The organism is Mycobacterium sp. NGS63 (assembly GCF_059812295.1).
This window is the reverse complement of the sequence record NZ_JCALCJ010000007.1, coordinates 195,836-217,597: the sequence shown is the minus strand read 5'-3', so window position 1 is coordinate 217,597 and position 21,762 is coordinate 195,836. Positions and strand designations below refer to the sequence as shown.

Sequence of the window (21,762 nt, the reverse complement as noted above, 5' to 3'; positions counted from 1 at the left end):
TTTTTTCGCAGTGAGTGCACGCTCGGCGAGGGGTCACGCCAGCCGCTTGACCGCCAGCTCCCGAAGCTCGCCGGCCTTGATCTTGGCGTTGCCCGTCACCGCCACCTCGTCATCGCGGAAGAACAGCACATGGCGGGGCACCTTGTAGCTGGCCAGGCGCTCCCGTAGGAACGCCAAAAGCTCGTCGGTGTCGAGGGTTACGCCGTCGTGCGGCACCACGCAGGCGACGACGGCCTCGCCGAGGGTCTCGTGCGGGACGCCGACGGTCTGGGCGACCTTCACGCCGGAGTGGGCGATGAGGGCCTCGTCGACCTCGCGCGGCGACACGTTGGCGCCGCCGGTCTTGATGATGTCGGTGAGCCGGCCCTGCCAGTAGAGCCGGCCGGTGTCGTCGAGGTAGCCGCCGTCGCCGGTGGGGAAAAAGCCTTCGGGGTCGAGGGTTTCGTCGAGCGGTGTGCCGATGTAGCCGAGCATCAAAGTGGGACCCTTGACGTGGATCTCGCCGGGTTGGCCGCGCGGCACGACGGCGCCGGTCAGCGGGTCGGTGATCTTCAGTGTCACACCGGGCAGCGCCACCCCGAAGCTGTCGGCGTGCACGTCGGGCGGGGTGTTGGCGGGGTAACCCGTTGTGATCGTGAAGGTTTCGGTGTTGCCGTAGGCGTGGCCGGGCTCATACCACTCGCCCGACACCGTGGGATGGTGGGCGATCGGGGTCTTGAAGTCGGCGAACCGCACGCTGCTCAAATCCACCCGGTCCCAGTTGGGCGCGCCTTCCAGCTGCGCCCACTGGTGGGGCCACGCGAACGGAAAGTTCACCCGCTCGGCCGCCATGAGCTCGAGCGCCTCGGTCGCGTCGAACGTCGACTGCAGGACGAGGCACCCGCCGCTGGCCAGCGTCGAGCCGAGCACCATCGCGAAATTGCCGGACCAGAAAAAGCCGTTGGCGGTCCAGCCGCGGACGTGGTCGTCGGGGTGAAACCCGTACATGCGCCGGAAGCGCCACAGCTGGATGCACACGCCGCGATGCGCGCTGAGAATGCCCTTGGGCTTGCTGGTGGACCCGGACGAGAAGAACAGCACGGCCGCGTCGCTGGACAGCACCGCCGCGGCCGTCGCCTCCACAAGCTCGCGGGGCTCCCCGTCACCGGATGCCAGGAAATCCGACCACGTTTCGATACCCTCCGCCGGCTCGCCGACCGAAACGAGCCGGCGCAAGAACGGATACGGCGACGGGTCCAGCCCGGCCAGAATCGCGGCGAAGTCCTTCGACGGCACCTTGCGCTCGAACAGCAGCACCGAGACGGCCGAGGCCCGCAACAGATAGTCCAGCTCGGCCGGCGTCGAAAACGTGCTGAGGGTGACCGCCACCCCGCCCGCCAGGGACGTACCGAACACCGCCGCAAGCCATTCCGGCCGGTTCGTCATCAGAACGCCGACGCGGCCGTCCTTGCCCAGGCCGCACGCGCGCAACGCGCGCGCCACCTCCATCGCGCGCTCCCACAGCTGGGCGTACGTCCAGCGCACGACGCCGTCGGAGGTGCGCCACCCCACCGCCTCGCGCTCGCCGTAGGCCTGCGTCACCTCGCGCAAAAAACCTGGCAGCGTGAGCGGCCCCAGCCCGGGCTCGTCCGCGAGCGGCGGCCCGGACACTATCGAAAGCTGTTGCATCGCTACAGGGGCAGCTCGACCTCGGCCGTGCAACCCACCAGCATCTCCCCGTTCTGGTTGGTCAGGCGCAGCTTCACCTGCACGAGCGGCACGCCCCAGGTCGACTCCGGTTGCTTGTCGACGATCTCGGCGTCGAAGTAGGTGACGTCGCCCTCGAACGCCGGCGTGCGGAAGTCGGCCTTGGAATGGCGCACCATGCCGTCGTGGCCGGCCCAGTACGCGAGGTAGTCGGTGCACCACGCGCCCATCGTCGCGCCGTAGCCGTAGGCACGTGCCATGCCGACCTCGCTGGCCCGCTCGGCGTCGATGTGCCCGCGCGACGGGCCGACGTAGAGCCCGTCGCGCTTGCGCGGGTCGATCTTCGCGTCCTCCTCGTCGAACGCAAAGTCCTTGCCCCAGCCCGGATCCTGATACACCCACGGGTCCTCGATGCCCGGCGGCGCCACCCATTCGAAGGTGCCCCAGATGTTGAACAGGAACGCGCGGTATTCGGTGGTGAAGCTGGCGATGCTGTGCGGTCCGATCACGCGGCGCGGCAGCGTGTCGCCGACCTTCACCTCGTCGAAGCGCGGCGAGACGCCCATGCGGTTGGACTCAAGCCACTCCCGACGCAGCCGCTCGACGGCCTCGAGCTCGGGTTGGGTCCAGCGCTTGATCTCGCCCAGCTGGTTTTCGAACATCCCGCGCTTGGTCGCCTCCTCGTAGAGATAGCGGATCGCGGTGGAACGTTCGCGCGCCACCAGGGTGCCGTGCTGGTTGGTGTGGACGGTGTCGCCGCGCGAAAACATCGTCGGGCCGGCGAATTTCGTCTCGGTCACCTTGTAGTCGTGAAACCGGCGCTCCTGGAACAACTTGTCCCCGGGCCGCACCGGACAACCGTAGAACCACCACTCCTCGCCGCCGAAGATCAAGTGGCTGTTCGGGATGTGGCCCACGCACGCCGGCGCGGCGCCGTGCCCGTAGTCCAGCGCCACCGCGATGGACTGGGGAGCGACGATGCCGCCGAACTTCGAGTCGCGGGCGAACTTCTCGTCCCAGTGCAGCGGGTTGGGGTAGTCCATCGCCATCACCCAGCGCCGGATGTCCGAGGAACTGCACGGATCCCACAGTTGTCCCCCGCCCACCGGCTTGCCCACCCGGTGATCGACGTCGGACAGGTCCAACTGGACCTTCTCGTCAGCCATCAGCTCTCCCACTAGCGGTTGACGTCGACGACGATGCGGCCGCGCACCGTGCCGTCCATCAGTTCTCCCGCCGCGGCGATCGCCTCGCCCAGCCCGATCTCCCGCGCGATCGAATCCAGCGCGCCGGCGTCCAGGTCGCGCGCCAGACGCTCCCAGGCGGGCAGGCGCCGCTGCTTGGGCGCCATCACGCTGTCGATGCCGAGCAGCGAGACGCCACGCAGGATGAACGGCGCCACCGAGGCCGGAAAGTCCATGCCCTGGGCCAGGCCGCACGCGGCCACCGCGCCGCCGTACCGCGTCTGCGCGCAGGCGTTGGCCAGCGTGTGGCTGCCGGCGGTGTCGACGACGCCCGCCCAGCGCTCCTTCTGCAGCGGCTTGCCGGCCTCGCCGAGCTCGGCGCGGTCCAGCACCGTCACGGCGCCCAGTTGCTTCAGGAACGGCTCCTCCGACGACTTCCCCGTCGCGGCGGCCACTTTGAACCCGGCCGCGGTGAGCAGCGCGATCGCGACGCTGCCGACCCCGCCCGTCGCGCCGGTCACCAGCACCTCGCCCTGATCCGGCGAAACCCCGTGCTGCAGCAGCGCATCCACACAGAGGCTGGCGGTGTAGCCGGCGGTGCCGATCGCCATCGCCTGCCGGGTGGTGAACGCCGACGGCAACGGGATCAGCCAGTCGCCGTTGAGGCGGGCGCGCTGCGCCAGGCCGCCCCAATGCGTTTCGCCGACGCCCCACCCGTTGAGCACCACGCGGTCGCCCTTTTTCCAGTCGGCGTGGCTGCTGTCGGTCACCACGCCGGCCAGGTCGATGCCCGGGACCATCGGGAACTTGCGCACCACGGGCGATTTGCCCGTGATCGCCAGGCCGTCCTTGTAGTTCAGGGTCGAGTACTCGACGTCGATCGACACCATTCCATCGGAGGCCTCGGGCAGCTGCGCCTCGTCCACGTCGGTGACCCCGACCGTCTGCCCCGACTCACCCTTGTCGATCAGAACTGCTGAAAACACCTGTGCTTCATCCCTTCTGCGCGGGCGCGTAACCCAACGTGCTCTTGACTTCCAGATACTCGTGGAACCCGAACTCGCACCACTCCCGGCCGTTGCCGCTGCGCTTGTAGCCGCCGAACGGCGCGTTCATGTCGAAGGCGTGGTTGATCGTCACCCACCCGGCCCGGATCTTGCGGGCCACCTCGCGCGCCGTGTCGAGGTCGGCGCCCGAGACGTAGCCGGCCAGTCCGTAGTCGGTGTCGTTGGCGATCTCGACGGCCTGGTCGAGGTCGTCGTAGCCGAGCATGCACAGCACGGGGCCGAAGATCTCCTCCCGCGCGATCGTCATGTCGTTGGAGACGTCGGCGAAGACGGTCGGCTTGACGTAGTAACCGTGGTCCAGGCCGGCGGGCCGGCCCGGGCCGCCGGCGACCACGGTCGCGCCCTCGTCGATGCCCTTCTGGATCAGGCCCTGCACCTTCTCGAACTGCGCCCTCGACGCCACCGGTCCGATCGCCCGCGCGTCGTCGGGGCTGCCCACCTTCACCTGCTCGGCGACCTCACGCGCGATCGTGATGGCTTCGGCCATCCGCGAATTCGGGACCAGCATGCGCGACGGGGCGTTACAGCTCTGCCCGGAATTCGGCATCATGTTCACCACGCCCGCGCGGACGCTGTCGGCGAAACCCGCGTCGTCCAGCACGATGTTGGGGCTCTTGCCGCCGAGCTCCTGGGTCACCCGCTTCACGGTGAGCGCGGCGTTGGTGGCCACCTCCACGCCGGCGCGGGTGGACCCGGTGAACGACACCATGTCGATGTCGGGATGGGCGGCCAGCGCGACGCCGACGCCGGGACCGTCGCCGTTGACCAGGTTGTACACCCCGGCCGGCACGCCGGCGGCGTCGAGGATCTCGGTGAACAGGTAGGCCGAGAACGGCGCCACCTCAGACGGTTTCAGGATCATGGTGCAGCCCGTCGCCAGCGCCGGGTACACCTTGACGGCGATCTGGTTGAGCGGCCAGTTCCACGGCGTGATCAGCCCGCAGACGCCGATCGGCTCCTTGACGATCAGCGTCTCCCCGTGCTGTTCGGAGAACGGATAGTTCTTCAGCACGTCGATCGCCGTCACCAGGTGGCCGATCCCCAGTTGGACCTGCGGGCCCGCGGCCAGCGAGGGCGGCGCGCCCATCTCCTCGGTGACCGCGTCGGCCAGATCGCCCGCGCGCTTCTGGTATTCGGCCAGGATGGCCTGCAGCAGGTCCAGGCGCTGCTCGCGGCTGCTTTGCGACCAGCCCGTAAAGGCGCGCCGGGCGGCGTTGACCGCGACGTCGACGTCGGCGGCCGACCCGAGCGAGATCTTGCCGCCGACCTGCTCGGTCGCGGGGTTCTCGACGTCGAAGGCGTTGGGCCGCACCGGGTCGACCCACTTGCCGTCGATGTAGAACTTCAGGTATTCGCGCATGGATCCATACCCTTTCTTACTGGGTGCCCTCGGCATACCAGGTGCGGAATCGGTCGTACTTCGGCATCTCCTCGGAGTTGGCCTTCGGGTCGATGCACACGTGCACCACACCGACTTTGCCACTGGCGTAGGCGCGGGCGATCGCCGGGCGGATCTCGTCTTCCTTCTCGACGAACTCACCGTGGCACCCGAAGCCCTCGGCGACCTTGTCGAGGCGGACGTCCTTGCTCCAGTGCACGCCGGGCTGCGGCGACGGCTGCTCAAACGTGCGCTTGTAGACGCCCACCTCGAGACCCCACTGGTGGTCGACACCCACCACGCACACCAACGGAAGATTGCACCGCGCAGCGGTTTCCAGCTCGGCAATGTGGAACAAAAATGCCGAATCGCTGGTCATCAGCATCACCGGGCGGTTGCCGCCCTCGGCGACCGATGCCCCGACCGCGTAGGGCAGGCCGGTGCCGAGGTGACCGAAGTTCTGGTTCCAGATGACGTCGCGCGGCTTGGCCTGCGAGTAGGTCCAACCAAAGATGACGGTCGCCCCGCCATCGCGGACCATGATGGCGTCGTCGAGTTCGTTGAACGCCTTCGTGGCCTCGACGATGAAGCGCGCCGGGTGCACGGGCGTGCGGCCCGTCGGCGCACTCTCGGCGAGCTGCGCGAGTTCCTCGGCGTCGGCGTTGACCAACTTCTCCAGGTTGGCTGACGGGGTGCGCGGCGTGTCCCGGAGCGCGTCGACGAGCTGCGGCACGATGCCGCGCAGGTCGCCGACCAGCGGCACGTCGAACTGGCGGTTGACACCGATCGCCGCGGGGTCCTGTTCGACGTACACCCATTTGCGGTTCGCATCGTTGCCCGCCCAATGCTGGGTCCGGCCGTAGTGCATGGGCTCACCGAGTTCGGTTCCCAACGCGACGCACAGGTCGGATTCCTCGACGGCCTCGTTGGCGGCCGGGGAGAACAGGTAGGGGAACGTCCGCTCCTGCAGACCCGGGATGTAGGACGTGCCGCCGGAGGTCTGGATGACCGGGCAGGCCATCAAGTCGGCGAGCTCCTTCACCGCAGGTCCGGTGCGCGACGTGTGTACACCGTGGCCCACCAACAGGATCGGGCTCTTCGCTGCACGAATCAGCTTCGCGGCCTCGGCGATTTCAGGGGCGCCCGCCCCCTGATTGACGAGGCGATACCGGTGCGGCGGCGGCGGATCCGGCACGTCGAGTTCCTCCAGGATGACGTGCGACGGGTACTCGATGTAGGCCGGCCCGGGCGTGCCGGACATGGCGCGGCGGATCGCCTCGTGGACGATCTCGTCGGTCTGGTCGGCGTACTCGATGGATGCGCTGTACTTGACGGACGCCGCGAAAAGGGGCTCCTGGCGGACGAATTGGATGCGGCCGCGCCGGACACGGCGCTCGGTGACGCGGGCGCGCTGGCCGCCGAGGAAGATCACCGGCGAGTTCTCCACCAGCGCGCACTGGATCGCCCCGGCGATGTTGGCCATGCCCGGTCCGAGCGTGCCGATGCACAGGCCCGGCTTGCCCGTCATCCGCGAGGCCGCCTCGGCCATGAAGCCCGCGCTCAGTTCGTGATGCGGTGCCACCACCGACCACCCGCGGGCGTCGGCCTCGGCGAACATGTGCACGAAGTTCGGGTCCGGGATGCCGAACAGGGTGTTCACCCCCTCGGCCTCGAACAGGTCGAGGATGCGTTTGTAGACCGGCACACCCATTTACAGCTCCTTTCCCTCGCGAGCAGACGTAAAAGCACCTTCTGGCACGGCGCGTCGGGTGCCTTTGTGTCTGCTCGCGCCGATTTCGGCGAGCACTTCTTCGGTGTGGGCGCCGAGCTCCGGCGCCGGCCCCGCGACGCGACCCGGCGTCTGGGAGAACCAGGTGGGCACGCCGGGAAAGCGCACCGGCCCGTGCGGGCTGTCCACCGTCTCGAACATGCCGACGGCGTTGAGGTGGGGATCGTCGAACAGCGCGCCCGGGGTGTTCAGCGGCGCGGCCGGTATTTCCAGCTCGCGCAGCAGCGCCAGCCACTCGGCGGTGGAGCGCTCCTTCATCGTCTCGGCCAGCAGCCCGTAGACGGTGTCGATCTGGCGCGCGCGCTGTTCCAGCGTCGCGTACAGTTCGCTGGCCCACGGCGGCCGAACGGCATCCATGAAGGCGTTCCAGTGCTTGTCGTTGTAGATCAGCGCCGCGATGTGTCCGTCGCTGGTGCGGTAGGGGCGGCGGTTGGGCGCCACGGTGCGCGGGTACACCGCCGGCCCCAGCGGGGGGTCGAACATGGCGCCGTTGGCGTGTTCGACGAGGATGAACGACGCCATGGTCTCGAACATGGCGACCTCGACTTCCTGGCCCTGGCCGGTGCGTTCGCGGTGGAACAACGCCATCGTCGTCGCGTACAGCGCCGTCAGCCCGGCGACCTTGTCGGCCATGATGGTCCCGACGTAGTCGGCCTCGCCGGTCAGTTGCTGCTGCACCGCCGGCAGCCCGCACTCGGCCTGGATCGTGTCGTCGTAGGCGGGCCGGTCGCGATCGGGTCCGCGGTGCCCGTACCCGTAGCAGTTGGTGTAGACGATGGCCGGGTTGATCGCGGCGACGTCGTCGTAGCCGAAGCCGAGCTTCGCGATCGCCTTGGCGCGCATCGAGTGGACGAACACGTCCGCGGTCGAAATCAGCGCGCGCAGCGCCCCGGTTCCGGCGTCGGTCTGCAGGTCCAGCACGACGCTGCGTTTGCCCCGGTTGACGTTGACGAACACGCCGCTCATTCCCGGCGCCGGCCCGACCGAGATGTATCGGGTGTTATCGCCCTGTGGCGGTTCGACTTTGATCACGTCGGCGCCCATGTCGGCCATGATCTGCGTGCAGTAGGGCCCCATCACCATCGCGGTGAGGTCGATCACCCGCAGACCCGCGAGCGGTCCCGTAACAGCCCGGTCAGCCATGCAGCGCGCCCCGTTCGGTGCAGCGGTGCGCCAGCTCGAAGCTGTAGCGGATGTGCCGGGCGTGGCCGTCGGGCACTGCCGGAAAGACCAGCGGCGCCTCGATGTTCCGGATCGCGTCGAGGTGCTGGCCGACGTCCTCGACCGTCCAGGAGGGCCGGTACACGCCCGGGCTTTCGGCGATGACGGCCCGCGCCACCCGCCCCGCCAGCGCGATGAACACCTCACCGGTCACCGAGCAGGTCTCGTGCGCGAGCCAACCGACCACGGGCGCAACGAGTTCCGGGCCCATCGGCGGGTAGGCCGACGTGTCGATCCCCTCGGCCATGCGGGTCACCGCGGCCGGCACGATCACGTTGCACATCACCCCGTCGGCGGCGCCTTCGAGCGCCGCGACGTTGGCCAGCCCGATCACGCCCGCCTTGGCCGCGGCGTAGTTGGTCACGTCGTGGTTTCCGTAGAGGCCGCCGATGGACGAGGTGAGCACGACGCGTCCGTAGCCGGCCTCGCACATGAGCGGAAACGCCGGCCGCAGCACGTTGAACGCGCCGCGCAGGTGCACGTCGAGCACGGCGTCGAAATCCTCGTGGCTCATCTCCTTCAGCGAGCCGCGACGCACGTTGCCGGCATTGTGGATCAGGATGTCGATGCGGCCGTAGCGGTCGAGCGCCGTCGCGACGATCGCCTCACCGCCCTCCCGGGTGGCGACCGACTCAGTGCACGCGACGGCCTCGCCGCCGGCCGCGGCGATCTCATCGACCACGCGCTGCGCCGGCCCGGCGTCGCTGCCGTCGCCGCGCAGGCCGCCGCCGGGGTCGTTGACCACGACCTTCGCCCCGCGCGAGGCGAGCAATTGCGCGTAGGCGCAACCCAATCCGCGGCCGGCGCCGGTGACCACGGCGACGCGGCCGTCGAATCTGAGCTCGGGCGTGCCGGTCATTCGCCCAGGACCAGGCCTTCCAGCTCACCGCTGTCGCGCCACGCCCGCAGCAGGTCGTCGAAGGCGTAGAAGCCGGGTGCATACGGCTCGCCGATCGCCGACCGGATACCCTCTCCCCCACCGCCGCCTTCGTTGTTGTAATAGCCGGGCGTGCAGGAGACCGCGAATTCCGTTGCGTCGATAGCCAGCTCGCGGATGGTCCGGACCCAGTTGTCCTGGGCCTCCCGGCTGGGCTCGACGGTCGTCGCGCCGCGCGCGATCGCCTCGGAAACGATGTAGGCGATGTGTTCGGCCTGCTGCTCGAGCATCGCGGTGGTGTTGCCCGACACGCCGCCCTGGATGAACCCGGTGAAGAACTGGTTCGGGAAGCCCCGGCAGGTCATCCCGTGCAGCGACTGGTAGCTGTCGCGCCAGTGGTCGAACAGCGACAGGCCGTCGCGGCCCTCCACCGCCTCGACGGCGTAACGGCGGCTGATGTCGGTGGTGATCTCGAACCCGCTGGCGAAGATGACGCAGTCCACCTCGTATTCGACGCCGCCCGCGACGATCCCCTTCTCGGTGAGCCGTTCCACGCCTTTGGATTCCGACACGTCGACGAGGGTGACGTTCGGGCGGTTGAACGTCGGCAGGTATTCGTCGCTGCTGCAGGGGCGCTTGCACATGAACCGGTAGTACGGTTTGAGCGCCTCGGCGGTCTGCGGGTCGTCGATCAGTTCCTCGACGCGGCGCCGCAGCCGCTCCATCACCTTGTAGTCCTCTTCCTCGCGGATCGCCATGATCTGCTCGATGCTCAGCGCCGACGGGTCGTCGGCCGCGGCGATCCGCGCGGTCAGGTTGCGCCCGAGTTCGGTCCAGAAGTCGCACACCATGTCCGGCTCGTCGAACACGGCGCCGTCTCCCAACGGAGACCAGCGGTGGAAGTTGCGCTTGCGCTGCTCCTGCCAGCCCGGCCCCAGGGACGCCGCCCATTCCGGATCGGTCGGCTCGTTGCCGCGCATGTCGACCGACGACGGCGTGCGCTGGAACACGTAGAGGTGCTGGGCGTCCCGGCCGAGATGCGGGACCAGCTGCACACCGGTGGCGCCCGTGCCGACCAGGGCCACCCGTTTGTCACCCAGCTTGTGCAGCCCGCCGTTGGCGTCCCCGCCGGTGTAGTCGTAATCCCAACGGGCGGAATGGAACATGTGTCCCTTGAAGTCCTTGATGCCCGGGATTCCGGGCAGCTTGGGCCGGTTGAACGAGCCCTGCGCCATCACCACGAAGCGGGCCCGGATGTCGTCGCCGCGGTTGGTGGTCAGCCGCCAGCGCTTGATCGTCTCGTCCCAGCGCACCGTGCGGACCTGGGTGGACAGGATCGCGCCGTCGTAAAGCCCGAAATGCTTGGCGATGCGGCGGCAATGCTCGTAGATCTCGGCGCCGTCGGCGAACTTCTTCGACGGGACGTAGTTGAGTTCCTCGAGCATCGGGATGTAGCAGTACGCGTCGTTGTCGCACTGGATCCCGGGGAACCGATTCCAGTACCACACCCCGCCGAAGTCCCCGCCCATCTCGATGGTGCGCACGTCGTCGACGCCGGCCTTCTTGAGGTACGCGCCCGCGAGCAGCCCGGTGATGCCGCCGCCGAGGACCGCCACCTCGACGTCCTCGTCGATCGGGGTGCGCGGCGTCACCGGCGTGTGCGGGTCGACCTCGGCGAATTCCGCGAAATCGTCCTTCAGTTCGAGGTATTGCTTGCTGCCCTCCGGGCGCAGTCGCTTGTCCCGCTCGTACAGGTACTTCTCGCGCAGCGCGTCAATGTCGATGTCGGCGGGCGTCTGCGTCGGGCCGCACGTTTCAAACAGTGTCATCTCGATCAAAGCTCCCGCGGTTCGCCGGCGCCCATGTACTTGGACAATTGGTAGTGCAGGTTGACGGTGCTGCGTTCGCGGTACGGGTTGGGCTTAGTGCCGGGGAAGCCCAGCGATTTCATGCCCTGCTGCACGGCCGCCATGTTGGAGAAGTCCTGCGGCAGCACCGACAGCCACCGGGGGTCGCCGACCGGTGTGTACTCCCATTCCGTCTGCGGCTCTTGGCCTTTCGGGTACAGCTCGAACACCGACACCTCGAAGATGCACTTGTCGGGGTTGTAGCTGGGGTGCGGCCGCGCGCCGTAGCACAGCGCGACGGTCAAACCTTGACCGATCTGGAAGTTCGGGAAGATCTGCCACGCGGTGCCGGCCTGGCCGAGGATGTCGGGGGGAATCGTCGGCCAGAACACGCCGCGGGCCTCGTCGTCGCGGCGCGCCGACGCCAGCCAGTGCTCGAGGACCTTGTCGGGCGGCGTGCCCTCGGGCAGTTCGTCGACCAGCCGCTTGGCGGCGTTCACCAGCGTCTCGGTTGTGGAGGTGTTGGTCTCCTCCATCGTGTAGATCTGCATCTCCGCGGTGGACACCCGGGGGTCGGCGCCCGTGCCGAGGCGGATCTTGGACTTGGTGGCCTCCAGGTCGTCGGGGGCGTCGTAGCCGATGTTGCTGTGCTTGCCCTGCGCCTTGGCCCAGCCCTTGAATTCGCCGAACTTGTTGAACTCCGGATGCGTCGTGTAGACGTGGTAGGTCTCGTTGAAGGCCTCCAGCGCGACCTTCCAATTGCAGTCGAACGACAGCCATTTGCGCCATTTGTAGCGCATGTTCTCCAGGCCGAACGGGTCGAGGATCTTCGCGGCGGGGAACAGGTAGTCGGCCAGCGGCTCGCAGTCGGGGTCCATGTTGATCCACAGCCAGCCGCCCCAAGTGTCGACCTTGACCGGCCGCAGGTGGGTGTTGTCCGGCGTCAGCGCGTCCTGCCAGTCCTGTTGTTCGCGGATGTGGGTGCACGCCCCGTCCAGCCCGTAGGTCCAGCCGTGGAAGCCGCACACGAACGACTTGCGGGTGCGGCCGCACGCGTTCTTGGCACCCTCCGGCGTGTCGATCAGCCGGCGGCCGCGGTGCATGCACACGTTGTGGTGCGCCCTGAATTCGCCTGCGCCCGTGCGCACCACGATGATCGAGTCGTCGAGAATCTCATAGGTCAGGTAGCTGCCCACCTCGGGCAGCTCCTCGACGCGGCCCACCTGCTGCCAGACCTTGCGCCACAACCTGTCGCGCTCGGCGCGGGCGTAGTCTTCGCTGATGTAGGCATCGACACCGATCGTCATCGGCGTCGAGAGTTCCTCGGCCGCGGAGTGTTTCGCGTCCTTGGCCAGATCGGTCATGTCATCCTCCTGATGGCCGCGCGGAAGGATTCGTCCTTGAGGAACAGCGAAGTGTTGTCGGCGCCGAGATGGCTCCATTTGAGGTCGAGCCCGCCGTCGACGAGCAGCGTCTGGCCGGTGATGTAGCTGGACAGCTCCGAGAGCAAGAACAGGATGGCGCCGGCCTGCTCCTCGGGGCGCCCGCGCCGGCCCATCGCGATCGCCTGTCGATCCCGGTCGGGGTCCTCGTCGACGTAGGTGCGCGACGCCGCGGTCTCGGTGACGCCCGGCGCCACCGCGTTGACGCGGATCCCGGCCAGCGCCAGTTCGAGGGCCATGGTGCGGGTCATCGCCGCGATCGCGGCCTTGGCGGTGCCGTAGGCGATGTGGAACGGGGCGGTGTTCATGCCGCTGATCGAGGAGATCGACACGATCGACCCCGGCCGCTGCTGCGCGACGAGTTCGGCCGCCACGGCCCGGCTCATGAAGAAGGCGGTCTCGAGGTTGTCGGTGAAGATCTTGCGCCAGTCGTCGCGCGTCACCCGGGTCGACGGCATCCACGTCGACGGGTCGGCGCCGCCGGCGACGTTGACCAAGCCGTACAGCTCCCCGTCGGCGCGCCGCGCCCGGTCGAGCACGGCGGCGATGCCGTCGTCGGTCGACGCGTCGGCGGCGACGGGCAGCACCGCCAGGGCTTGCTGCGCGAGCGGGGCGACGTGCTCGTCGAGGTTTTCCTTCGAGCGGCTCACCGCGATCACGGTGGCACCGGCCCGGGCGGCCATCGCGGTCACGGTCGTGCCGATGCCGCCGCCACCGGCGCCGGAGACCACGACGATGCGGCCATCAAGCCTGAGGAGGTCCTCCATTACCTACTTCCGTTTGTCCGGACAACATATTGGGTTCTGTCCGTCGGAGAACACTATTCCCATCGGCGGACATGCCTGTCAAGGGCGGAAATGGCCCGCTGGCGGCTATTGTCTGGACTAGCCGGAGTTGATAACGTCCGCAACATGCCCATCCCGGCGCAGCCCTCGCGGCAGGCCCTGACTCATCCGGTCGAGGTGGCGGAGGGCTGGCGGCTCGAGCGGGTCACGGCGCCGAGCCGGCTGTTCGGCGCCAACGGACTGCGGACCGGTCCCGACGGCCGCGTCTACATCGCGCAGGTGACCGGGAGCCAGATCAGCGCGCTGGATCATCGCACCGGGCAACTTGCGACCGTGAGCGCCAAGGGCGGCGAGATCACCGCGCCCGACGACGTCGCGTTCGACGCGAGCGGCAACCTGTACGCGACCGAGGTGATGGACGGCCGGGTCAGCATGCTCGACACCACCGGCCGGACCCGGGTGCTGCGCGACGACGTTCCGTCGGCCAACGGCATCACCTTTCATCGGGGCCGGTTATTCGTCGGCGAATGCCGCGAGGGCGGACGGCTGCTGGAATTCGACCTGGCCGGGGGCCCGCCGCGGGTGCTGCTGGAGAACGTGCCGTCACCGAACGCGATGGAGGTCGGCCCGGACGGGCTGCTGTATTTCCCGGTGATGGGCGCCAACGAGATCTGGCGCGTGGACCCCGACGGCGGCGAACCGCAGTGCGTCGCGGGCGATCTCGGGGTCCCCGACTCGGTGAAGTTCGACCCGCACGGCTGGATCGTCTCGACCCAGGTGGCCAGCGGGCAGGTGCTGCGCATAGATCCCCGCAGCGGCGAACGGCGGGTGCTGGCGCAGCTCAACCCGGGGCTGGACAACTGCACGTTCGTCGGCGAGCGGGTGCTGGTGTCGAACTTCACCGGCGAGATCACCGAGGTGTCGCCGGACGGCGCGACGCGAACGGTGTTGCCCGGCGGCCTGAACTGGCCGCTGGACCTGGCCGTGGGCGACGACGGCCGGCTCTACATCGCCGACGGCACGTACTGCTACGCCGCCGCGCCCGACGGGTCGCTGCAGACCGTCGGGATGTTGTTCAGCCCCGGCTATCCCGGGTTCCTGCGCGGGCTTGCCACCGCCGGGCCCGGCGAGTTCGTCGTGACGACGTCGGGCGGCCAGGTCGCCCGCTACCGGCCGGCGGCCAGCGAAACCGACGTGCTGGCCGACGGTTTCGACCAGCTCTACGGCGTCGCGGTAGGACCGCGCGAGATCGTCTTCGCCGAACTGGGCACGGGACGGGTCCTGGCGTTGGGATCGGCCGGTGTCGACGTGCTGGCCACCGGCCTGCGCGACCCGGTCGGCGTCGCGATCGGCGCGGACGGGGCATGCCTGGTGGCGGAGTCGGGTGCCGGGCGCGTGGTCCGGGTGAACGGATCGAAGACCGAGACGGTGGTCGCCGACCTGCAACGCCCGCAAGGTATCACGGTGCACGACGGCGTGCTCTACATCGTCGACGCCGGCGCCAGGGATCTGATCGCCTTCGACCTGATCACCAACGCGGCGCACACCATCGCGTCCGGGCTGCCGGTCGGTCCGCCGCCGGGGGTGGTGCCGAAGCCCCTCAAGGGCATGCCGCCGTTCTCCGGACCGCAGGGCCCGTTCGCCGGCGTCGCCGCCGCGGCCGACGGGACGCTGTACCTCTCCGCCGACGGCGACGGCAGCGTGCTGGCGTTACGCCGAACACGGGATCGCTGATGCCCCAGACCATCTCCAGCGACCACCGCTACCTGCAGATCGCCCGCACGCTCCGCAAGGAGATCGTCGACGGGGTCTATCCGGTGGGCTCGCAGCTGCCGACGGAGCACCAACTGTGCGAGCGGTTCGCGGTCAGCCGCTACACCATCCGCGAGGCGCTGCGGCGGCTGCGCGAGGACAACCTCGTCGCGTCCCGACCGCGGGCGGGCACCCGGGTGGTGCCCCGACCCGCGTCGAGTTCCTATGCGCAGGATGCGATGTCGATCGACGACCTGCTGGCCTTCGCGTCCGGCGCCCAGCTGAGCATCGAGTCCAACGAGATGGTGACCATAGACGAGGATCTGGCCGCCCGCACCGGGCTGGAGGCCGGCAGCCAGTGGCTGTCGGTGCGCGGCTACCGGCAGGCCGACGGCGCGCCGGCGCCCCTGTGCCGCACCGAGTACTACATCAACCGCACCTTCGCGGCCGTGGGCAGGCTGCTGCAGCGCCACACCGGCCCGATCTTCCCGTTGATCGAGGACCTGTTCGGGGTGAGCGTCGCCGAGCTGCGCCAGGAGATCGCCGCGGTGCTGCTGTCCCCCGAGCTGGCCGACGGCCTCGGCGTCGAGGCGGGGACCGCCGCGCTGCAGATGCGGCGCACCTACCGGACCTCCGACGGCGAGGTCGCCCAGGTGACGGTCAACACCCACCTGTCGTCGAGCTTCCGCTACGCGATGACCATGCGACGCGTGAATGGCTAGGCCGGCCCGTACCGATACCGCACGCGCGGCAGAGGCATACCGGCGCGGCCTGTGGGTGCACACCACGCTGGCCGACTCGCTGCGCGCCGCCGCGGAAACCACACCGCGGCGAACGGTGTTGGTGGACAACGACACCCGGATCGACTGCGCCACGCTGCGCGCCCAGGCCGAGGGGCTGGCGACCGCCCTGCTCGCGCGGATGCCGGCCGGCAGCGTCGTGTCGTTCATGCTGCCGAACTGGCACGAGGCCGCCGTCATCTATCTGGGCGCGACGCTGGCCGGGATGGTGGTGAACCCGATCCTGCCGTCGCTGCGCGACAACGAGCTGCGTTTCATCCTCGAAGACGCCCGGACGGCGATCGTCTTCGTCCCGCACCGCTTCGGCGGCCACGACTACGCGGCCATGCTCGAACGCGTGACCGGATCGATGGACACGGCGCCGGAGGTTGTGGTGCTGCGCGGTGAGCCCGGTCCGCACACCTCCTACGCCGCGCTGTCGGACCAGCGACCGGAGGCGCCCCAGCTGCCGGCCCTGGACCCCGACGCCGCGCGGATGGTGCTCTACACGTCCGGCACCACGGGCCGCCCCAAAGGCGTTCTGCACAGCCACAATTCGGTACACGCGCTGATCCGCCAGCTCCGCGACCACTGGTCCATCGAGCCGGGCGACACCTTTTTGGTCCCGTCGCCGATCGCCCACATCGGCGGGTCGATCTATGCGTTCGAATGCCCGCTGCTGCTGGGCACCACCGCGGTGCTGATGGACCGGTGGGACCCGGAGGCGGCGGTCGCGCTGATGCAGCGCGAGCGCTGCACCCACATGGCCGGGGCCACACCGTTTCTGCGGCAGCTGCTGGCCGCCGCCGAGGCCGCCGGCACCCGCCTGCCCGACCTGCGGGTGTTCATCTGCGGCGGCGCCTCGGTGTCGCCGTCGCTGATCCGCAGGGCGGCGGCGTATTTCGACTCCGCGGCCGTCACCCGCGTGTACGGCTCGACGGAGGTGCCGGTGACGACGGTGGGTGCGCTGGGCGACGCGGAGCGCGCCGCCGACACCGACGGGCGAGTCGGCGTGGCCGACGTCAAACTCGACCCGGGCAGCGGTGAGATCCTCGTGCGCGGGCCGCAGATGCTCGTCGGCTACCTGCACCCCGACGACGACGCCGAATCCTTCGACGCCGAGGGGTATTTCCGCACCGGGGACCTCGGGCGCTGGGACTCGGCCGGTTTCGAAGGACGGTACCTGGTGGTGACGGGCCGGACCAAGGACGTCATCATCCGCAACGGCGAGAACATCTCGGCCAAGGAGGTCGAGGACCTGCTCGCCGACCACCCCGGCATCGCCGAGATCGCGGTCGTCGGGCTGCCCGACGAGCGCACCGGGGAGCGCGCGTGCGCGGTGATCGTGCCAACCGGCGCGGCGCCACCCGACGTCGCGAGCCTGCTGTCGCTGCTGGAGAGCAAGGGCGTCGCCAAATTCAAGGCGCCCGAACGCGTGGTCATCTGGGATGCGCTGCCGAAGAACGACGCGGGGAAGATACTCAAGCACGAGATCCGGGCGGCTTTGACACGGGCGGAGACCAGGGATGGGTGAGATGCAGGTCGCGATCGTCACGGGAGCCAGCAGCGGCATCGGCTGGGGATGCGCCACCAAGCTCGCCGGGATGGGGATGGCGGTGCTCGGCACCGGCCGCGACGAAACCAGGCTGGCCGAACTCGCAAGCGCCGTCGGTGATCCGGACCGGGTCGCGACCCTGGCCGTCGACCTGACCGACGACGACGCGCCGCGACGGATCGTGGACCTCGCCGTGTCCCGGTGGGGCCGCATCGATTTCCTGATCAACAACGCCGGGGTGGGCAGCCCCAAGCCGCTGCACGAGACCGACGACGAAACGCTGGACCACTTCCTGGGCTTGATGCTGCGCGCCCCGTTTCGCCTCGCCCGCGACGTGCTACCACACATGCGGCCCGGCTCGGCGATCATCAACGTCACGTCGACGTTCGCGGTGATCGGCGGGCTGCGCGGCGGCGCGTACTCCGCGGCCAAGGGCGGGCTGACGGCGCTGACCACGCACATCGCCTGCCAGTACGGGGCGTCGGGCATTCGCTGCAACGCCGTCGCGCCCGGGGTGACGCTGACCCCGATGGTCGAAAAGCGCTTGCAGGACGAGCGTTTCCGCAAGATCAACACCGAGATGACGCCGCATCAGCGGCTGGGCAGCATCGACGATATCGCCAGCACCGTGGCGTTCCTGTGTTCGCCCGGGGGCAGCTTCATCAACGGGCAGACGATCGTCGTCGACGGCGGCTGGAGTTCGACGAAGTACCTGTCGGAGTTCGCGCTGAACTCCCAGTGGACCGATCGGTGAACCTGTTCGCGGCCCTCGATCAGGCCGCGCGGCGGTTCGCCGACCGGGGTGCGGTGTTTCACGGGGACCGCCGCGTGTGTACGTGGGGCGAATTGCGCGACCGCGCACTGCGTTTGGCCGCCTCCATCCGGGATCGCGCGGGCGCGGGCGCGCGCGTGGCGATCGCGAGCCACAACCGGCCCGAGATCGTCGAGCTGATGTTCGCGACCTGGGCCGCCGAGTGCGTCGTCGTCCCGGTCAACTACAAGCTGCACCCGCGCGAGATGGCCCAGATCCTCGACGACGCCGGGGTGTCGCAGGTCTTCGCCTCCCCCGCGATCGCCGCCGAGCTCGCCCCGGTCGCCCCCGCGGCCATCGAATCCCTTGGCTCCGAGGACTATTCGCGCCGTCTCGCACTGGCCCCGGCGACGGCGCCGGACACCGACCCGTCGGCGTTGGCCTGGCTGTTCTACACCAGCGGAACCACCGGGCGGTCCAAGGGCGCGATGCTGTCGCACCGCAACCTGATGGCCATGGCCGTCGCGCACCTGGCCGACATCGACGCCCCCGACGAACACTGCAGCCTGGTGCACGCGGCGCCGATGTCGCACGGCTCGGGGCTCTACGTCCTGCCCTACGTGCTGCGCGGGGCCCGCCAGGTGGTGCCCGCCTCGGGCGCCTTCGACCCCGGCGAATTCCTCGACCTCTGCGAAAACCACCCGGGCAGTAGCGCTTTCCTCGCCCCGACGATGGTCCAACGCCTCGTCAAGACGGGCCGCCCGCGCCCGGCCAACCTGCGCACCATCGTCTACGGCGGCGGACCGATGTACGTCGACAGCCTCAAGGGCGCGATGGCGGCGTTCGGCCCGATCTTCGCGCAGATCTACGGGCAGGGCGAGGCGCCCATGACGATCACCGGGCTGCGCCGCGCCGACCACCAGGCGGCCGACGACGCGGTCCTCGGTTCGGTCGGCTATCCGCGGTCGGGGACCCAGGTCGCGGTGCTGCGCGCGGACGGCCGCCCGGCGCCCCCGGGCGAGGTCGGCGAAATCGTGTGCCGCGGCGACGCGGTCATGTCCGGGTACTGGCGCAACCCGGACGCGACGCGCGCGACCCTGCGCGACGGCTGGCTCTATACGGGCGATTTGGGCTCGTTCGACGCGCGCGGGTTCCTGACGCTGCGGGATCGGTCCAAGGACGTCGTCATCAGCGGCGGCACCAACATCTACCCGCGCGAGGTGGAGGAGGTCCTGCTCGAGCACCCCGGCGTCGCCGAGGCGTGCGTGGTCGGCGCGCCCGACCCCGAGTGGGGCGAGGTGGTGGTCGCGTTCGTCGTCGGCACCGATGGTGTCGTCGACCCGGCCGAACTGGACGCGCACCTGCTGGCGCGCATCGCGCGCTTCAAGCGGCCCAAGCGCTACGAATTCGTTGACGAGCTACCGAAGAACAGCTACGGCAAGGTGCTCAAGCGCGAACTGCGCGCCACCCTCAGGTAATTAGCTGCGTGCGGATCAGCGGCGCGATCATGTCCGCCAGATACTGGTGTCCCGCGTCGGTGGGGTGAACACCGTCGGCGCCGATCAGGTCGGGCCGGCCGACGAACCACCGCTCGGCGATCGGGTCGACCCACGTCGCGCCCGCGCCCAGGGCCGCGCCGAACAGCACGTCGCGGATTTGCAGTATCGACCCGGGCACGTCCGCCGTCGGCCACGCCGGCCCGATCACCAACAGCCGCGCCGACGGCGCGCGGGCGCGCGCCAGGCCTAGGGTGTCGTGGGCCTTGCCGGCCAGCAGCTGCGGATCGGTGCCCTCGTCGTTGCGCGAGCCGAAGAACACCACCAGCGCGTCGTCGTTCTTGACCGCCCGGGTGGCCAGGTCCCAGAAGATGCTGTGGTGATCGCCGGGCGTGACGTAGCCGGCCCGCTTCTCGGCGGCGACATCGGGCGCGATCCGCTCGCCCTGGGCGGCCAGCATCTGCCAGGCCCGCGCGGTCCACGACTTCGGTCCCAGCCCGCCCTCTTCGGTGCCGGTGGTGTAGGAGTCGCTGACCACGGCGACGTGGTTGAGCCGCAGGTCGATGGTCAGGATGTTGTAGCTGCGCGCCGGCACCGAATGCGGGTGCTTGCCAAGGACGGCGGCGACCACAACGGTCAGGCCGACGGCAAAGGTGAACAGGCGAGTCACGAACGTCACACCGCGCGGGCCGAAACCGCTTCCAGCCCACCGTCGATCGGGTGCAGCTTGGCCGGCTCGGCGGCCCCGACTTTCCCGGCGTCGGCGGGACGGATGTGGACCATCTTGCGCATCCAGCGGCGGGCGGGTTCCTCGACGAGGTGATACATCAGGATCGACAGCACGACCGCGATCGCCAGCAGGCCGATGACGTTCCATTTCCACGGGTTGTCCTGCGGCGTGATCTCGAACTGCTCGACCGCCCATCCCCAGGCGGTGTGCACCAGCTCGTGCACCATGTACAGGCAGAACGAGATCTGCCCGCCGTACACCATCGCCCGCGTCGACAGCAGCCGCGGCAGGCCGCCCAGGCCGATCGCCAGGGTGATCACCAGCGGAACGAACAGCACGTCGACCACCCCGCCGCTGTCGTTCTCCACGACCCCGGATATCGGGTGCGCGTCGAACCAGTAGAGGACGCCCACCATGGCCGCCAAGAGCAGCAGGGCCACGTAGCCCGCGGCGCGGCGGCCGCGCTCGGTCATCCGCAGCCTGCGCACCGCGGCGCAGGCCAGGGCGCCGGCGGTGAACTGGGTGACGATGCGCGGCAGCCAGCTCCACGGCGTGTAGAAGTGGCCGCTGGCCAACAACATCACCATCGGCGGCAGCGACGCCAGGAACGCCAGCACCATCAGGTTGCGCGCCCTCGTCGCCTGCTTCATCCGCAGGATCACCAGCACCAGCACCCCGAAAAGCAGGTAGGCCAGCCATTCCGCGCTGATCGACCAGGCCGGCCCGTCCCAGCTGGAGTCGTCGAAGAACGGCACGAACCACAACTGGACCAACAGGATCTGGCGCACATAGCTGATCGCGGTGAGCTGGCCGGCGTCGGGCGACGGCACGTGGCCGACGTGCAGGGTGAAGATCACCCATAGGGCGGCCAGGTGCAGGGTGAGCAGGTACACCGGCCACACCCGGGCCAGCCGCAGCCACAGGAAGTGCAGGGTGGCCCGCGTCGACCACGACCGGCCCAGGCGGTCGAGGTAATTCCAGGTCAGCACGAACCCACTGAGGATGAAGAACAGGTCGACACCCTGGGCCCCGCAGTTGAGCACCGGCGCGAGGGCGTCGAGGAGTCCCGGCGACACGTCGCCCAGCATCGGGCGGAAGTGGAACAGCACCACCCACACCGCGGCGACGATGCGGAGCCCCGTCAGGGCCTTGATCTCGCCCTTAATCTCGCTCCCCACGATGCTCTTTCCGTCTGAACCGCGCGGTTTCGTATTCCGATTGCCTGGCTGACCGGGCGATCTCGCGATCACACAAGCCCCCCGACTGAGCACCGGCAGCCCACGCAGCCTAACAGCGGGGGCGCGGCGACGGCGTGAGGGTCCGTGGCGTGGCTGCCCCGTTTGCTCGACCAAAACGCTTCTTAGCAAAGAGTTAGAGCCGGCTGTCGGTCCCCTTAGGTTTGGCGGGCACCTTAGTAGACAGG

17 protein-coding genes are annotated in these 21,762 nt (G+C 69.2%); 5 read left to right on the top strand and 12 right to left on the bottom strand.

Translation table 11 applies throughout. The annotated features are described in order from the left end of the window. Positions 1–33 precede the first annotated feature (33 nt). The 10 genes from AC5Y4Z_RS19490 to AC5Y4Z_RS19445 are packed head-to-tail and all read right to left on the bottom strand — an operon-like array spanning position 34 to position 13,258. Positions 34–1,650 carry a class I adenylate-forming enzyme family protein gene (locus AC5Y4Z_RS19490; protein ID WP_499966271.1) on the bottom strand — a complete coding sequence of 539 codons (1,617 nt, stop codon included), beginning with the start codon at positions 1,648–1,650 and terminating at the stop codon, positions 34–36. A 20-nt stretch (positions 1,651–1,670) separates the two neighbouring features. Then, positions 1,671–2,852: a MaoC family dehydratase gene (locus AC5Y4Z_RS19485; protein WP_499966269.1), complete on the bottom strand. Its 1,182-nt coding sequence runs from the start codon at positions 2,850–2,852 to the stop codon at positions 1,671–1,673. Between the two features lie 11 nt (positions 2,853–2,863). Beyond that, the gene (gene acuI, locus AC5Y4Z_RS19480) at positions 2,864–3,856 is read right to left on the bottom strand and encodes an acrylyl-CoA reductase (NADPH) (RefSeq protein ID WP_499966268.1); all 993 of its coding nucleotides are present in this window, start codon (positions 3,854–3,856) and stop codon (positions 2,864–2,866) included. A gap of 7 nt (positions 3,857–3,863) precedes the next feature. Beyond that, positions 3,864–5,297: an aldehyde dehydrogenase family protein gene (locus tag AC5Y4Z_RS19475; RefSeq protein WP_499966267.1), complete on the bottom strand. Its 1,434-nt coding sequence runs from the start codon at positions 5,295–5,297 to the stop codon at positions 3,864–3,866. 16 nt (positions 5,298–5,313) lie between these two features. After that, on the bottom strand, positions 5,314–7,026 hold the full coding sequence (locus AC5Y4Z_RS19470) for a thiamine pyrophosphate-binding protein (RefSeq protein ID WP_499966266.1): 1,713 nt from the start codon (positions 7,024–7,026) through the stop codon (positions 5,314–5,316). Continuing rightward, entirely contained in the window at positions 7,027–8,247 is a 1,221-nt protein-coding gene (locus AC5Y4Z_RS19465) for a CaiB/BaiF CoA transferase family protein (RefSeq protein ID WP_499966265.1), read from the bottom strand. It lies immediately after the preceding gene. Continuing rightward, the gene (locus AC5Y4Z_RS19460) at positions 8,240–9,184 is read right to left on the bottom strand and encodes an SDR family NAD(P)-dependent oxidoreductase (RefSeq protein ID WP_499966263.1); all 945 of its coding nucleotides are present in this window, start codon (positions 9,182–9,184) and stop codon (positions 8,240–8,242) included. Before AC5Y4Z_RS19460 ends, AC5Y4Z_RS19465 begins: the two co-directional genes overlap by 8 nt. Further along, positions 9,181–11,031 (bottom strand): flavin-containing monooxygenase, encoded by a 1,851-nt coding sequence (locus tag AC5Y4Z_RS19455; protein WP_499966262.1) that lies wholly within the window; start codon positions 11,029–11,031, stop codon positions 9,181–9,183. Before AC5Y4Z_RS19455 ends, AC5Y4Z_RS19460 begins: the two co-directional genes overlap by 4 nt. Before the next feature lie 5 nt (positions 11,032–11,036). Continuing rightward, positions 11,037–12,413 carry an aromatic ring-hydroxylating oxygenase subunit alpha gene (locus AC5Y4Z_RS19450; RefSeq protein ID WP_499966260.1) on the bottom strand — a complete coding sequence of 459 codons (1,377 nt, stop codon included), beginning with the start codon at positions 12,411–12,413 and terminating at the stop codon, positions 11,037–11,039. Continuing rightward, on the bottom strand, positions 12,410–13,258 hold the full coding sequence (locus AC5Y4Z_RS19445) for an SDR family NAD(P)-dependent oxidoreductase (protein ID WP_499966258.1): 849 nt from the start codon (positions 13,256–13,258) through the stop codon (positions 12,410–12,412). The genes AC5Y4Z_RS19450 and AC5Y4Z_RS19445 overlap by 4 nt, the downstream gene beginning before the upstream one ends. Positions 13,259–13,402: 144 nt before the next feature. On the opposite strand from AC5Y4Z_RS19445, the gene AC5Y4Z_RS19440 reads away from it, so the two are divergent. From AC5Y4Z_RS19440 to AC5Y4Z_RS19420, 5 genes are read left to right on the top strand one after another with little or no spacing between them, the layout of a single operon-like run. After that, positions 13,403–15,010: a Vgb family protein gene (locus AC5Y4Z_RS19440; protein ID WP_499966257.1), complete on the top strand. Its 1,608-nt coding sequence runs from the start codon at positions 13,403–13,405 to the stop codon at positions 15,008–15,010. Further along, positions 15,010–15,750, top strand: a complete 741-nt coding sequence (locus AC5Y4Z_RS19435; RefSeq protein ID WP_499966256.1) for a GntR family transcriptional regulator — start codon at positions 15,010–15,012, stop codon at positions 15,748–15,750. Before AC5Y4Z_RS19440 ends, AC5Y4Z_RS19435 begins: the two co-directional genes overlap by 1 nt. Next, on the top strand, positions 15,743–17,341 hold the full coding sequence (locus tag AC5Y4Z_RS19430; protein WP_499966255.1) for an AMP-binding protein: 1,599 nt from the start codon (positions 15,743–15,745) through the stop codon (positions 17,339–17,341). The genes AC5Y4Z_RS19435 and AC5Y4Z_RS19430 overlap by 8 nt, the downstream gene beginning before the upstream one ends. Then, on the top strand, positions 17,334–18,116 hold the full coding sequence (locus tag AC5Y4Z_RS19425; protein WP_499966254.1) for an SDR family NAD(P)-dependent oxidoreductase: 783 nt from the start codon (positions 17,334–17,336) through the stop codon (positions 18,114–18,116). Before AC5Y4Z_RS19430 ends, AC5Y4Z_RS19425 begins: the two co-directional genes overlap by 8 nt. Then, positions 18,101–19,591 (top strand): acyl-CoA synthetase, encoded by a 1,491-nt coding sequence (locus AC5Y4Z_RS19420; RefSeq protein WP_499966253.1) that lies wholly within the window; start codon positions 18,101–18,103, stop codon positions 19,589–19,591. The genes AC5Y4Z_RS19425 and AC5Y4Z_RS19420 overlap by 16 nt, the downstream gene beginning before the upstream one ends. Here AC5Y4Z_RS19420 and AC5Y4Z_RS19415 read toward each other — a convergent pair. Both AC5Y4Z_RS19415 and AC5Y4Z_RS19410 read right to left on the bottom strand, forming a co-directional pair. Continuing rightward, positions 19,584–20,279: an Rv0518 family GDSL lipase gene (locus tag AC5Y4Z_RS19415; RefSeq protein WP_499966377.1), complete on the bottom strand. Its 696-nt coding sequence runs from the start codon at positions 20,277–20,279 to the stop codon at positions 19,584–19,586. The two genes, AC5Y4Z_RS19420 and AC5Y4Z_RS19415, sit on opposite strands and share 8 nt — an antisense overlap. A gap of 5 nt (positions 20,280–20,284) precedes the next feature. Further along, entirely contained in the window at positions 20,285–21,520 is a 1,236-nt protein-coding gene (locus AC5Y4Z_RS19410) for an acyltransferase family protein (RefSeq protein ID WP_499966376.1), read from the bottom strand. Positions 21,521–21,762: the final 242 nt, after the last annotated feature.